General features: G+C 69.6%; 11 protein-coding genes and 1 pseudogene. 8 read left to right on the top strand and 4 right to left on the bottom strand.

Annotation, left to right across the window (positions count from 1 at the left end):
- Window positions 1–423: 423 nt before the first annotated feature.
- Both MRBLML1_RS21860 and MRBLML1_RS21865 read right to left on the bottom strand, forming a co-directional pair.
- Window positions 424–603: pseudogene (locus MRBLML1_RS21860) on the bottom strand (transposase); the annotation flags it as partial.
- Between the two features lie 247 nt (window positions 604–850).
- Window positions 851–2017, bottom strand: coding sequence for a PucR family transcriptional regulator (locus tag MRBLML1_RS21865; protein ID WP_364520081.1), 1167 nt, complete (start codon window positions 2015–2017; stop codon window positions 851–853).
- Window positions 2018–2064: 47 nt separating this feature from the next.
- Between MRBLML1_RS21865 and MRBLML1_RS21870 the strand changes: the two genes are divergently transcribed.
- From MRBLML1_RS21870 to MRBLML1_RS21890, 5 genes are all read left to right on the top strand, one after another.
- Window positions 2065–3090 (top strand): SDR family NAD(P)-dependent oxidoreductase, encoded by a 1026-nt coding sequence (locus MRBLML1_RS21870; RefSeq protein ID WP_364520083.1) that lies wholly within the window; start codon window positions 2065–2067, stop codon window positions 3088–3090.
- Window positions 3091–3131: 41 nt separating this feature from the next.
- Window positions 3132–4427 (top strand): cytochrome P450, encoded by a 1296-nt coding sequence (locus MRBLML1_RS21875; protein ID WP_364520085.1) that lies wholly within the window; start codon window positions 3132–3134, stop codon window positions 4425–4427.
- Between the two features lie 30 nt (window positions 4428–4457).
- Window positions 4458–5933, top strand: a complete 1476-nt coding sequence (locus tag MRBLML1_RS21880; protein WP_364520325.1) for a flavin-containing monooxygenase — start codon at window positions 4458–4460, stop codon at window positions 5931–5933.
- On the top strand, window positions 5930–7075 hold the full coding sequence (locus tag MRBLML1_RS21885; RefSeq protein WP_364520087.1) for a CaiB/BaiF CoA transferase family protein: 1146 nt from the start codon (window positions 5930–5932) through the stop codon (window positions 7073–7075). Before MRBLML1_RS21880 ends, MRBLML1_RS21885 begins: the two co-directional genes overlap by 4 nt.
- A gap of 160 nt (window positions 7076–7235) precedes the next feature.
- The gene (locus tag MRBLML1_RS21890; protein WP_364520089.1) at window positions 7236–8060 is read left to right on the top strand and encodes an SDR family NAD(P)-dependent oxidoreductase; all 825 of its coding nucleotides are present in this window, start codon (window positions 7236–7238) and stop codon (window positions 8058–8060) included.
- A 71-nt stretch (window positions 8061–8131) separates the two neighbouring features.
- On the opposite strand, the gene MRBLML1_RS21895 is transcribed toward MRBLML1_RS21890, so the two are convergent.
- Window positions 8132–9157, bottom strand: a complete 1026-nt coding sequence (locus MRBLML1_RS21895; RefSeq protein WP_364520091.1) for an SDR family NAD(P)-dependent oxidoreductase — start codon at window positions 9155–9157, stop codon at window positions 8132–8134.
- 86 nt (window positions 9158–9243) lie between these two features.
- A complete protein-coding gene (locus MRBLML1_RS21900) occupies window positions 9244–10245 on the bottom strand; it encodes an AraC family transcriptional regulator (protein WP_364520093.1) in 1002 nt (333 codons plus the stop codon).
- Between the two features lie 134 nt (window positions 10246–10379).
- On the opposite strand from MRBLML1_RS21900, the gene MRBLML1_RS21905 reads away from it, so the two are divergent.
- From MRBLML1_RS21905 to MRBLML1_RS21915, 3 genes are all read left to right on the top strand, one after another.
- Entirely contained in the window at window positions 10380–11582 is a 1203-nt protein-coding gene (locus tag MRBLML1_RS21905; RefSeq protein ID WP_364520095.1) for a lipid-transfer protein, read from the top strand.
- A 74-nt stretch (window positions 11583–11656) separates the two neighbouring features.
- Window positions 11657–12088: a type II toxin-antitoxin system Rv0910 family toxin gene (locus tag MRBLML1_RS21910; RefSeq protein WP_364520097.1), complete on the top strand. Its 432-nt coding sequence runs from the start codon at window positions 11657–11659 to the stop codon at window positions 12086–12088.
- Complete coding sequence (locus MRBLML1_RS21915) at window positions 12085–12942, top strand: MaoC/PaaZ C-terminal domain-containing protein (RefSeq protein WP_364520099.1); 858 nt, start codon at window positions 12085–12087, stop codon at window positions 12940–12942. Before MRBLML1_RS21910 ends, MRBLML1_RS21915 begins: the two co-directional genes overlap by 4 nt.
- The last annotated feature ends 26 nt before the right edge of the window (window positions 12943–12968 follow it).

Here is a 12968-nt window from a genome sequence, read left to right on the forward strand (position 1 = left end):
ACCTCTCAGAAGAGTCCATGGCGCTACTCAACGACCCGGTGGATACTGGTGATCACGCCGCCATCGAGGCTGGCGAGTAGGGCACCGAGGACCACCTCAAAGCCCACCACCCCGCGGGGCTCTGTCCCAGGCGACCGCAGCTTCGGTCGGATCGCCCGATCTGCTGCCTGCTGACGACGGGCCACGCAACACCTCCAGGACGGGGTGTTGCGACGACCGCTTGATTTCGCCCTGGGCACAGCGGTCATCAAGCTGTCCTTCTTCGAGTCGGTTGTGAGAGATCACTCGAAGGATCCACCTGGTGGCCGCGCCTACGTTGCAGGCACGCGCTCACTCAGGTCGTCGTACACCACTCTGCTGGACTCCACTCAGCGAAGAAAGGAGCGAACCCCGGTCGGACAGTCATCACTGCGGCATTGACGCGAAGAAAGCCGCCGAGGTCTTCAGAATGTGGTTGGCCCGACGCAGCTCGCGGACCTCGCGCTCGAGCTCTGCCAGCCGCTGCGCGTCATCCGTCGTAGTGCCCGGACGGACACCACCGTCGATCTCGGTCTGCCGGACCCAGTTACGCAGCGTCTCGGGATGCATGCCGAGCTGCTCGGCCGCATCAGGGCCGGGGCGATTCATTATGCCGACCGAGTCGGACCTTGGGAGCACCTGGGGGACACACTTCCACGGCAATGCGCCTCGATCGGCGTCGATCTGCGCCGGGCGGGAGCTCGAAATCCCCGAGTCGAGTTCGATCGCCCCTTCCGAAGTCCCTCGATCTTGAGCCCGGTCAGTTGGCCGTGTTCGCCGAGGTGGGTCATGCCGGGTGGTGCTGGAAAGTGGCCAATCCCGATTCGCAGGCTCACCGTTGATTGCTGGTGACGACTCGGTCGCGCACCAGCAGTGCTAGTTCGATGCGGAGCCGATCGCTGCCGAGCGGGTGGCCGACGATGTCCTCGGCCTGCTGAAGTCGGTAGCGAAGGGTGTTTGCGTGGATCTGCAGGGCGGCGGCTGCGGGCCCGATCCGCTGGTCGTGCTCGTAGTAGGAGCGCACGCTGTCACGCAACCGCCGTGCGAGGGCGGTGTCGTCACCAAGTCCGCCGAGCGCGGCGCGGGCGAAGGCAGCAAGTGTGATGACGTCGTCGGTGACGAGGAGCGCCACGACGTCGTGATCGTCGAACTGAACGACGGCGGGGGAGTCGCGCAGGTGCGGTGCGAGACGGCGGCAAGCCTGTGCGTGGCGGTGAGAGAGCCGGAACCCGTCGGCTCCCGGCAAGGTGCGTCCGACGGCGATCTGCACCCCAGGCGGCGGCGTCTCAATTACGGCCGCGGCTTCACCTCCGGGCAGCCAGACCCACGTCTCCCGCGCCCCGCCTTCGACGAGGAGGGCGCCGGCGCGCTGTTGGAGTCGGCGGGCGAAGGTCGAGGCTGCTGTGTCGTCGTCCGCGTCGGGGGTGGGCCAGGTGAGCAGCGCCGTGTGGGTGCCGCGCAGGTTGTAACCGAGTTGTCGGCCCGCCTCGTCGAGGTCGGCGGACGGGGTATCCAGCACGCGGCGCACCAGGTCCTGGCGCCGTCGCTGGGTGGCTTGGCTGAGCGAGTCCCGTTCCTGCGCGTGCTCGGCCAGGACGGCGAGCTGTAGGGCGTCGAGCCACCACATCACGAGCTGGTTGGTCTCCAGCGCGAGGCTCAATTGCTGGTCGGTCGGAATCTCCAGCAGGGCCAGCACAGTGGTGAGCAGGTCGGTGGTCTGCTGGCGCATGTCGCCGAACGCTCGCAGGACCTCGGCCACGCTCACGTCGAGCCGAGCCATCCGACGTCCCAGGCGAAGGGCCTCGGGCGGGGTCTCGAAGCCGGTGGCGGTGCCAGCGAGGATCGGACCGAGCCGGTCCGCGGAGGTGCGCACCAGGTCGCTGAGCTCACGCCGGATCGCGACGTCGAACCAGGGAGTCGATGCGGCCAGCGCCTCGAGGATCTGCTGGCTGAGCGCGTCCAGGGTCGCCGGCTCCTCAAGGATCGCCAGCAGCGGCACCAGGTGTGGGCGTGGCTCGGGGAGGGGCATCTGTGAGGCCGTTGCGGATGACACGATTGGAGTTTTGCACAGTTTATAGATTCTCGATAGGAAGATCCTCCCTTCCAGTGCCGGCCCGACTGGTAGATCCTCTGACAACCGCACTCAATGAGGAGGACGCCGTGAGGCCACGTTCGTTGCAGGGCCGCGTCGTCGTGGTCACCGGAGCCGGCAACGGCATAGGACGTGAGACCGCTCGACTGCTGGCACAGCGAGGCGCCCGCGTCGCCGTGCTCGACCGCGACCCGAACGCCGGCGACGAGGTCGCCGCCGAGATCAGCGGGGCCGTCGCTCAGGCGCTGGCCTACCAAGTCGACGTCACCGACCAGGCCGCGATGATCGAGGTGATGGACCGCATCGCCCGCGACCTAGGCCCGGTCGACTCGATCGTCGCCAACGCCGGCATCGCGGGCCCGGTCTCTCCCTTGCTCGACGCAGACCCGGCGGCCGTTGAGAGGGTGCTCGAGGTCGACCTGCTCGGGGTATGGCGCACGGTTTACGCTTCGCTACCGCACGTCGTCCGCGAGCAAGGTCACGTGCTGCTCGTCGCCTCCTTGGCGGCCGCCATCGCCTGCCCCAGCATCGCCGGATACGGCGCGGCCAAGGCGGGGGTCGAGTCGCTGGGCAGGTCCCTGCGCATCGAGCTCACCCCGACCGGCGCCACCGCGGGAGTCGCTTACTTCGGCCTCATCGACACCGGGCTCGCCCGCGACGACCTGCTCGGCGGTACGCCGCTCGGCGCGCTCGCCACCAAGGTGCCGTGGCTCCTGAGCCCCGCCCCGGTCACCGTCGCCGCCGAGGCGATCGTCGGCGGCCTTGAGTGTCGCTCTGCTCGGGTCTGGGCGCCGCGCTGGGTCGGGGCTGCCCTCGTCCTGCGCAGCGCCATCGCCCCGTTCGACATCGCCCTGAGCCGCGTCCCGGGCCTGACGAGTGCGACCACCACGCCCGTCACCTCCGTCGCCCCCGTCACCCCTACGACGGCCGCCGATGCCACTGCCCCTGCCCCGTCTCCCCAGTCCTGGAGGACCACATGAGCCCCGCTCTCGTCACCGCCTCGCAGCCCCGCGGTGCCAGCGTGCGCGACGCCGCCGGCATGGCGGCCTCCCTCGTCTACATCGTCGGCCAGGTCGCCCCTGTGCTCGGCCGCAGCCTGTGGCAGGACATCGCCCACCGCGCCTCGGCCGCGAAGGCGCCCGACACCGTGCTGCGCACGACCTTCGACCCGACCCTCCCCGCATCGGTGGCCGACCCTTACGCCGCCTACTCAGCTCTCCAATCCGCGCGGATTGCGGTCAATGAGCGACTGAACGTGTGGATGCTGACGCGCTTCGACGACGTCAACACGGCGGCGCGTGCGCACGACGTGCTCTCGTCCGCCGAGGGGATTTTCCTGCGATCGGCGAGTGTGCCGTCGATCATCACCACCGACGAACCCGACCACAACCGCCTGCGCAGCGTCGTGTCGAGGTCGTTCAGCCCCAGCACCGTGCGCAACCTCGAGCACGAGGTGAGGCGCATCGTCGAGCCGTTGGCAGCGAAGGTGCGCGACGGCGCCGACGTCGACCTCATGCGCGACTTCGCGGTGCCCTTGCCGATCACGATGATCGCGCACATGATCGGCGTGCCGGAGGAGCGCTGGGCCGACTTCCGGAGGTGGTCTCTCGATCTCGCGCGGGTGTTCTCGCCGCGAACCGTGCTCGAGGTCGGTCAGGTGATCGGCGCCGCTTTCCCGGTCATCGTCAAGCTCGAGCATCTCGTCCACACGGAGATGCTGAAGCGACGCACCGACCCCCGGGACGACATCCTCACCGCCCTCCAGCGTGGAGTGGACGAGGGCGAGATCACCCGGATGCACGCCTACCTCTTCGTGATGCTCCTGATCGTCGCCGGCAACGACACCACGACCAACCTGCTCGGCATCATCGGTGACAGGCTCGTGCAGGACCCTGAGCTCTACGCGCGCATCCGGGAGGACCGCTCGCTCGTGCCCGGTCTCGTCGAGGAGGGCCTGCGCTGGGGTTCGCCCCTGCAGTGGGTGGCCCGGGTGACCAAGGAGCCCTACGAGGTCGCTGGACATGTCATCCCGAAGGACTCCCGCGTGGTCCTCTACTTCGGCGCAGCGAACCGCGATCCCGCGCGTTTCCCGGACCCGCACACGTTCGACCCGACCAGGACGACGACCGGTCAGCTCGGCTTCGGAGTCGGCCCCCACTTCTGCCTCGGCGCTCACCTCGCCCGACTCGAGGCGCGCATCGCCATCGACACCCTGCTGGACGAGGTGCCGGCGCTCGAGCCCGCCGGACCGCTCGTGTGGTCCACCAACCCGTCGCTGCGCGGTCCGAAGTCGCTGCCGGTCCGCCGGCCGCGCTGAGCGCAGAGTCAGGAGGAACCAGTGATCCGTATGCCCCGCGTGGTCGTCGTCGGCTCCGGCATGTCCGGGCTGTGCGCCGTCCACTACCTGCGTGAGGCAGGCGTCACCGACATCACCGTGCTTGAGAAGCGGTCAGAGGTCGGCGGCACCTGGCGCGACAACACCTACCCCGGCCTCGCCTGCGACGTGCCGTCGCGGTTCTACCAGTTCACCTTCGCCCCCAACCCGGACTGGTCGCACCTGTTCTCGCCAGGGGCCGAGATCGCTGCGTACTTCAACAAGGTGGCCGACGACCTCGGTATGCGCCGCCTCGTGCACCACTGTCAGGAGGTCACTTCCGTCGAGCGCAGGGACGGCGAGTGGGTCGCGCACACCGCCACCGGCGATACCTGGCACGCCGACTTCGTCGTGAGCGCAGCCGGGGTGCTGCACCATCCGCACGTTCCCGAGATCCCGGGTGCCCAGGACTTCGCAGGCGCGATGTTCCACTCCGCCCGATGGGATCACTCGGTGCCGCTCGAGGGGGCACGGGTCGGCATCATCGGCAGCGGATCGACCGGCGTCCAGATCACCACGGCACTCTCCACGGTGGCGTCCAGAGTGAGCGTCTTCCAGCGCTCCCCGCACTGGGTCGTCACGGTGCCGAACCCCGCGTACCCCCGGGTCCTGCGGCAGGCCCACCGGCTCGTCCCTCCGCTGAACCGCGTCGGCTACTTGGCCTACCGCGCCGGCCTGGAGGCCATCGCGCAGGCGCTCACCGAGGACGGACGCCGTCGTCGTGTCTTCGACGCTGTGGTCCGGCGCAGCCTCGCCGGTGTCCGTGATCCGGAACTCCGCAGCAAGCTCCGGCCCGATTATCAGCCGGGCTGTCGTCGCCTGGTCATGTCGCCTGGCTACTTCAAGGCGGTGCAACGCGAGACCGTGGACGTCGTCACCGACGGTATCGACCGCATCACCAAGGCCGGGGTGCGTACTGCCGACGGTCGTGAGCACGAGCTCGACGTCCTGGTGCTCGCCACCGGCTTCGACGCGCACGCCTTCATCCGCCCCGCGTCGGTGATCGGCGATAGCGGCCGCACCCTCGACGACATCTGGGCGGAGGGCCCGAAGGCCTACTACGGCGTCGCGGTTCCGGGGCTCGCGAACCTGTTCATGCTGATGGGCCCCCACAGTCCGGTGGGCAACTACTCGCTGACCGCCATCGCGGAAGCGCAGGCACGGTTCATCGCGGGCTGGATCGGCCGTTGGGCCCAGGGGGAGTTCGACACGGTCGAGGTCACCGACGAGGCCTACCGTGCCCACCAGGAAGCGATGAGCGAGGCGCTGCCCGGCACTGTATGGGCCAGCGGCTGCACCAGCTGGTACATCGGCGGCGACGGTCTGCCGGAGCTTTGGCCGTGGACGCCGGAGCGCTATCGCAAGGCGATGCGCGCTCCCGTGGAGGATCACTGGCGTCGATCACGCAGCGCCGTCGCGCCCAGGTCCCACGAGGAGAACTACGCATGACACCGCAAGGACCGCTGGCAGGGATCCGTGTCGTCGAGGTGGCCAGCCTGGCTCCGGCTCCCTTCGGTTGCATGGTGCTCGCCGACCTGGGTGCGGAGGTGCTGCGGATCGACCGCGCCGGCTCGTCGGCCGCGATCACGCCTCCGGCCGGGCCGCTCGATCGGGGCAGGCGGACCGTCGCCGTCGACCTCAAGGATCCCGAGGGCTTGGCGCTGGTGCGCGAGCTCGCCGCAGGCGCGGACGTGTTCGTCGAGGGCTTCCGCCCTGGGGTGGCGGAGCGTCTGGGGATCGGCCCGGACGACCTCCTCGCCCTCAACGAGCGGCTGGTCTACGCACGGATGACAGGATGGGGGCAGGACGGCCCGCTGGCTCACACCGCCGGGCACGACATCAACTACATCGCCCTCGCCGGTGTCCTACAACCGATCGCCCGACAGGGGGAGCGACCGCTTCCCCCCTTGAACCTCCTGGGTGACTTCGCAGGCGGTGGCCTGCTGATGGCCTTCGGGATCCTCGCGGCGCTGCTCGAGCGCAACCGCTCGGGTCGCGGCCAGGTCGTCGATGCGGCGATGGTCGACGGTGCCTCTCTGTTTACGGCGTTCATGCGCGGCATGCACGCCGTCGGCCTCTGGCAGGAGGAGCCAGGCACCAACGCCTTGGACGGTGGCGCTGCGTTCTACGACACCTACGAGTGCGCCGACGGCGGTCACGTCGCCGTGGGCTGCGTCGAGCCACAGTTCTTCGCCCAGCTACTCGCGGGGCTGGACCTCAAGGAGGACGAGGACCTCCCGTACTACGTCGATCCTCGTGGCTGGGATGCCTGGCGGGGTCGCATCGCGGCGCGATTCAGGACCCGGACCCGGGCGGAATGGGCGGAGGTCTTCGCCGCCAGCGACGCGTGCGTCACCCCTGTGCTGTCCCCGTGGGAAGCGCACGACCATCCTCATGCCGTCGCCCGCGGATCGTTCGTCGAGATCGACGGAGTCATCCAGCCCGCCCCAGCGCCGCGGTTCAGTCGAACCCCCGCAGCGCCGCCGGCAGCGGCGGACCATGGCGGGCGTGACGTGGTGAGCACGTTGGCCGACTGGGGGATCGGGCCCGATCGGGCGAGGAGCCTCATCGCGTCGGAGGCCATCGCCTGATGCCGCCCTCCGGTCCGCCGTCGCAGCCCCTTCGACCACCGACCTCCACGAGGAGTGCTTCCGTGTTCACATCACTGCTTCCACTCGATCACGCGCCGGTCGTCCTATGAGCCGGGGATCGCGCGCTCTCCCGCGCCAGACCCTCGCTGGGTCCGTCATCGTGATCACCGGCGGCGCCGCCGGTATTGGCCGAGCGACCGCTCAGCAGGCGTGGGAACGCGGTGCCGACGTGGTGCTGATCGACCGCAACGACGAGGTGGAGCGCGTCGCCTCCGAGATGGGCACTTCGTCGCGACCGGTGCGGTGGCGGGTCGCGGACGTCACCGACCTCGTCGTCCTGGAGGCGGCCGTCGATTCGATCGCGGCCGAGTGCGGACGCATCGACGTCGTTGTCGCCAACGCAGGAATCGGTCCGCGTCCCACGTCGGTCGCATTCGGCGACCGCGAACACCAACGTCGCCTGCTTGACGTCAACCTCCACGGTGTCTGGCACACCGCCTGGGCCAGCGCCTCGCACCTCGTCGACAGCGGCGGACACCTCGCCATCATCTCGTCCGTGACGGCGTTTGCGCCGACCCCCGCGTGGGCCGGTTACGGCGCCAGCAAAGCGGCGGTCGAGTCCCTCGCTCGGGCGATGAGGATCGAGCTCGCCCCCAGCGGGGTCAGCGTCGGAGTGATCCACTTCGGTTTCGTCGACACCGGTCTGGTCCGCGCTTTCGCAGCGGATCCTCTCAACGAGGCTCTCGAAGGCGTGCTCCCGGCCGTCGGACTCACGAAGGCCACTCCCGCGGACGCCGCTGCAGCGCTCGTCGACAGCATCGAGCGCCGTCGTCCCCGGCTGATCTACCCGGCGCGGTTCGTCCCCGTGTACCTGATGCGCGGTCTCATCGGTCCGGTCGTCGACGCCTACCTGGTCCACAGTCCGCGGAGCAGGTCGGTCCTGCGCAGCATCGTCGACAACGACCGCGCCACATCGGCCCCTTAGGTTCGGTCCAGAGACGGAGGCGCCCACGGACGTGGAGGACGTGGGCACCTCCCCCTCCAGCTGCGCGGGCGTCAGCCGCAGCGTTGCGCGAGCTCGGCCGGGTCTCCGAAGACCAGGTCCTCCTGGGGCAGCGCGCGGCTCGCACTGAGCCGCGGCTCTGGGATGCGTCGGTAGGCACGGGCGGCGAGCCGGTCCGCAGGCCCGCGAAGGAGCGCCGACATCCCCGCGACGGCGAACAGGGGCCGCCACGCCCCGACACGAGGGCGGTGCGCGATCGAGTGCGCGACGCCGCGTGCGGCATCCTCGGCCGACTGGCTGGGCAGCCGCGTCAGCACGTTGTCGGAGGCGCTCATCTTGGTGCGGGCGCTGCCAAGGTAGTGCGAGGTGACGTCGATGCCGTCATCGGCGATCTCGCAGGCGATGCAGCGCAGCCACCAGTCGAAGGCGGCCTTGCTGGCCAGGTAGAGGCTCCAGCGCGGCACGGCCGGCATCAGCATGCCGGCCGTGGAGACGTTGACGATGTGGCCCTCGCCGCGGGCCCGCATGTAGGGCAGCAGCGCCATCGTCAGGCGGACCGGACCGATGTAGTTGGCGGCCAGCGTGGCGTGCAGGTCCTTCGGGCGCACACCCGAAAGCGCGACGCTGCGGTTCAGCGACTTGCCTGCGTTGTGCACGAGGACGTCGACCCGGCCGTGATCGCGCAGCACGGCGGCCGCGAAGGCGCGCACCTGGTCGTCGTCCCCGAGGTCGACGCAGTGGGCGTCGACGAGTCCGCCTCGAGATCGGATCTCGCTGGCCACTTCCTCGAGCAGATCGGCGCTGCGGGCGCAGATCACGACCTGGGCGCCGGCGTCAGCGCACAGTCCGGCCAGCGCGGCGCCGACTCCGCTGGAGGCGCCGGTGATCACGACGACCCGGCCGCGCACCGCACGAGCCAGCAGGTCGGGGCGGCGCAGCGTGCGCGTGGAGGTGAAGCGGCCAGCGAGGTGCATCAGGCGCGCCTCATGGCGTGCGGTGACCGCGGGCGACCACCCCTGGGGCAGGTCGGGGGCGGCGGTGGTCTCGTCGGTCGACGGACGCCGCGACGTTGCAGGCATGGCGCGACGGTAGGCGCGTGCCACTGACCGGTCAATGCCCCGACCGGTCGCCGCCGACGCATTACCGGCCAGCCACTCGCTCCGTCTCACTCCGGCCCGGCGCAGCGGTACGCCGATGGAGCGTCCCCCGTCCAGCGTCGGAACGCCCGGGTGAAGGCGCTCGGCTCCGAGAAGCCCAGGCGCGCGGAGAGGTCGGCGATCGACTCCGTGGCCCCGACGAGGCTGGTGATCGCGACGTCGCGACGCACCTCGTCGCTGATCGCACGGAAGGACGTGCCTTCCTCGGCTAGCCGACGCCGCAGGGTCTGCGGGCTGATCGTCAACCGCGAGGCGACGTCAGCGGCCTCGGGCCAGCGGCCGCCGGCGATGGTCGACTCCACATAGCGCCGCACCTGGGCGCTGAAAGTGACCTCGCGTCGAGGCCGGCTCAGGAACCAGCGCGGGGCCTGGGCGACCACCTGCTCGATCTCCTCGTCCGAGCGCACGAACGGCCGGCGCAACAGGTCGGTCTCGACGACGATCGCGGCGCGAGCGGCGTGGAAGACGAGCGGGGCGTCGAACATCATCGTCAGCGTCTCCTCGTGCGCCCGGGGGAAGGGCAGCTCGACCCGGAGTGCACTGACCTCCCGCCCCACCGCCCAGCTGATGAGGCGGTGCCCAGCAGCGAGCCCGGCGAGCAGCACGATGTTCGCCGTCTCGTCGTCGAGATCGCAGGGGGCGCTGATGCGTGCCTCCTGCTCGCCGAGGTCGAGCTCGAAGACCAGCGCTGGGAAGGCGCGCACGAAGCCGCGCAGCCGCTCGAGCGCATCGCCAAGGTCGCGTGCCCCGGCGATGCCGAAGAGCAGGAGTCGGAAGCTGCCGCGGGGCAAAGGATGCGGCCCCAGCCCGAGCAGCTCGTCGTCTGTGCGGTCCCAGAGCGAGCGCAGCACCGTGACCAGCTGCTCCTCGGTGACCCGCGCCCGTCCCTCGGCCACGAGGAGCGGGGAGAGGCCGGCGTCCTCGAGGAGCGCGTTGACGTCCCAACCGCTGCGCAGGGCCAGGGAGACGCTCGCCTGCACGAGGTCGATCGGCAGCGTCCGGTCGGCCATGCGGCGCACCGTACCAGCATCCTCCGCCCCGGTGCAGTGAGCGTTTCGGTCAAGTAGATCGGGCTCCGTTGTCGTCGCGGCTCAGGTCCGCTGATTCCTACCTTCGTAACTGCCAGCACCAACGAGGAGGCCAAGTGAGCACCAAGAAGAGCAATCGGGTCTTCGTGATCGGCGTCGGGATGACGAAGTTCGAGAAGCCCGGCCGACGCGAGGACTGGGACTACCCCCAGATGGCCAAGGAGTCGGGCACCAAGGCGCTCGAGGACGCCGGCATCACCTACGACCAGGTCGAGCAGGCCTTCGTCGGCTACGTCTACGGCGAGAGCTGCGCGGGTCACCGGGCCGCCTACGAGCTGGGCATGACGGGTATCCCGATCTTCAACGTCAACAGCAACTGCTCGACCGGGTCGAGCGCGCTCTACCTGGCCGCCAACGCCATCCGCTCCGGAGAGAGCGACGTGACGCTGGCCCTCGGCTTCGAGAAGATGAATCCCGGTTCCCTCGGCGTCACCTTCGACGACCGCGAGCAGCCCAACGGCAAGCACTTCCTGATGCTCGCTGAGATCAGTGAGGTCCGCTTCCCGCCGGCGCCGTGGATGTTCGGCGCGGCCGGCCGCGAGCACATGGCCAAGTACGGCACGACGCTCGAGCACTTCGCCAAGATCGGGTACAAGAACCACAAGCACTCGGTTAACAACCCGTACGCGCAGTTCCAGGAGGAGTACTCGCTCGACGACATCATGAACTCGCCGATGATCTACGAGCCGCTGACCAAGCTCCAGTGCTCGCCGACGTCGGACGGCTCCGGCGCAGCCATCCTCGCGAGCGAGGAGTTCGTGGCCAAGCACGACCTCGTCGACCAGGCCGTCGAGATCGTCGGACAGGGCATCGCCACCGACTTCGAGTCGACCTTCGACGGCACGGCCGCGAACATCATCGGCTACGACATGAACATCGCCGCCTCCCGCCGGGCCTACGAGCGCGCGGGCCTCGGACCGGAGGACATCCAGGTCATCGAGCTGCACGACTGCTTCTCCGCCAACGAGCTGCTGCTCTACGAAGCCCTCGGCCTGTGCGCCCCCGGCGAGGCGGGCAAGCTGCTCGACAACGACGACACCACCTACGGCGGCCGCTGGGTCGTGAACCCCTCGGGTGGGCTGATCTCAAAGGGCCATCCGCTGGGCGCCACCGGCCTGGCCCAGTGCGCCGAGCTCACCTGGCAGCTGCGCGGCACCGCCGACAAGCGCCAGGTCCACGGCGTCACCGCCGCGATGCAGCACAACATCGGCATCGGCGGCACGTCCGTCGTCTCGATCTACCAGCGCGCCGACCGCTGATCCCCGCCGCGCCAGCGGCACCCATCCACCTCATCCACCGGCCTGCTGGGCCGGACCACCAGGAAGGACCCACCATGGGCCAGATCAACACCACCAAGACCCTGCCCGCCGCGCCCGAGAAGGTCTGGGCGAAGATCGCCGACGTCACCAGCTGGGAGCAGTGGCTCACGATCCACGCGGGCTGGCTCGAGGCCCCGCCGGCCGAGATCACCGTCGGCGCTCGCCTGATCGAGAAGGTCGTCATGCTCGGCATGGCCAACAAGCTCGAGTGGACCGTCGACACCATCGTCCCCGAGACGCAGCTGACGATCTCCGGCACCGGCATGGCCGGCGTGAAGGCGCTCTTCGAGTTCAACGTCGCGCCGTCCGGCGACGGTGAGACCGAGGTCGTCATCAACGCCAACTTCTCCGGCTCCCTCGTGGTCGGCGCTCTGGCCAAGGCCGTCGAGAAGGACGCCCTGAAGAACCTCGACGACAGCCTCGACAAGCTGGCCGCCCTCGCATGAGCGAGCTGCGTTTCGACGACGCCGGCATCGGTGTCTGGACCGAGCCGACCAAGTTCGAGGTGACCTCCGAGCGGATCGCCGCTTACGCGGAGGCCACCAACGACCCGATCTTCGCCCACCGCGGTGGGGTGATCGCCAACCCCGTGTTCGCGATCGTCCCCGTCTTCGAGTCGCTGCTCGAGCCCGTCATCGAGGTCGTCCCCACCGGTCTCTTCGGTCTGGTGGTGCACGGGGAGCAGGAGTTCATCTTCCACCGCGCCATCCGGCCGGGGGACCTCCTGACCGCTCGAGGTCGGGTGGTCGGCTACGAGAGCCTGCCGAACGGCACCCGCGTGATCGTGCACCTCGAGTGCCGCGACGAGCACGACGCCCTGGTCAACGAGCAGATCGTGACGTGCTTCGTGCGCGGTCACGTAGAGGGCCGGTCCGTCGGCGAGAAGGCGCCGGACCACAAGCTGGATCCCGCGCTGCGGGAGACCGAGCCGACGGCCGTCGCTCACGCCCACGTGGACGACGACCAGACCTTCCGCTACTCGGAGGCCTCCGGCGACCCCATGCCCATCCACCTCGACGAGCAGGTCGCGAAGGACTCCGGCCTGCCCGGGATCATCGCGCACGGCCTGTGCTCGATGGCGATGGCCGCCTGGGGCGTGCTCGAGCAGGTCGGCGACTCCGACACCACGAAGCTGCGCCGCCTGGCGATCCGCTTCTCCAAGATGGTCTTCCCCGGGGAGGACCTCACCACCCGCATCTGGCAGACCGCCCAGGACGCCGACAGCACCACCTACGCCTTCGAGACCTACGTCGGCGACAAGGTCGTGCTCACCGACGGCCTGGCCGAGATCGCGCGCTGACGCGCACCCTGCCGACTCCCCTTCCC

It is taken from the genome of Nocardioides sp. LML1-1-1.1 (assembly GCF_040676175.1).
GTDB lineage: Bacteria > Actinomycetota > Actinomycetes > Propionibacteriales > Nocardioidaceae > Nocardioides.

Bases quoted from the DNA above. Each gene is read 5' to 3' on its own strand.
- MRBLML1_RS21910 (WP_364520097.1), top strand. From the start codon at position 11,657: ATGGGCCAGATCAACACCACCAAGACCCTGCCCGCCGCGCCCGAGAAG.
- MRBLML1_RS21870 (WP_364520083.1), top strand. From the start codon at position 2,065: ATGACACGATTGGAGTTTTGCACAGTTTATAGATTCTCGATAGGAAGA.
- MRBLML1_RS21885 (WP_364520087.1), top strand. From the start codon at position 5,930: ATGACACCGCAAGGACCGCTGGCAGGGATCCGTGTCGTCGAGGTGGCC.
- MRBLML1_RS21915 (WP_364520099.1), top strand. From the start codon at position 12,085: ATGAGCGAGCTGCGTTTCGACGACGCCGGCATCGGTGTCTGGACCGAG.
- MRBLML1_RS21895 (WP_364520091.1), bottom strand. From the start codon at position 9,157: ATGCCTGCAACGTCGCGGCGTCCGTCGACCGACGAGACCACCGCCGCC.
- MRBLML1_RS21880 (WP_364520325.1), top strand. From the start codon at position 4,458: ATGCCCCGCGTGGTCGTCGTCGGCTCCGGCATGTCCGGGCTGTGCGCC.
- MRBLML1_RS21900 (WP_364520093.1), bottom strand. From the start codon at position 10,245: ATGGCCGACCGGACGCTGCCGATCGACCTCGTGCAGGCGAGCGTCTCC.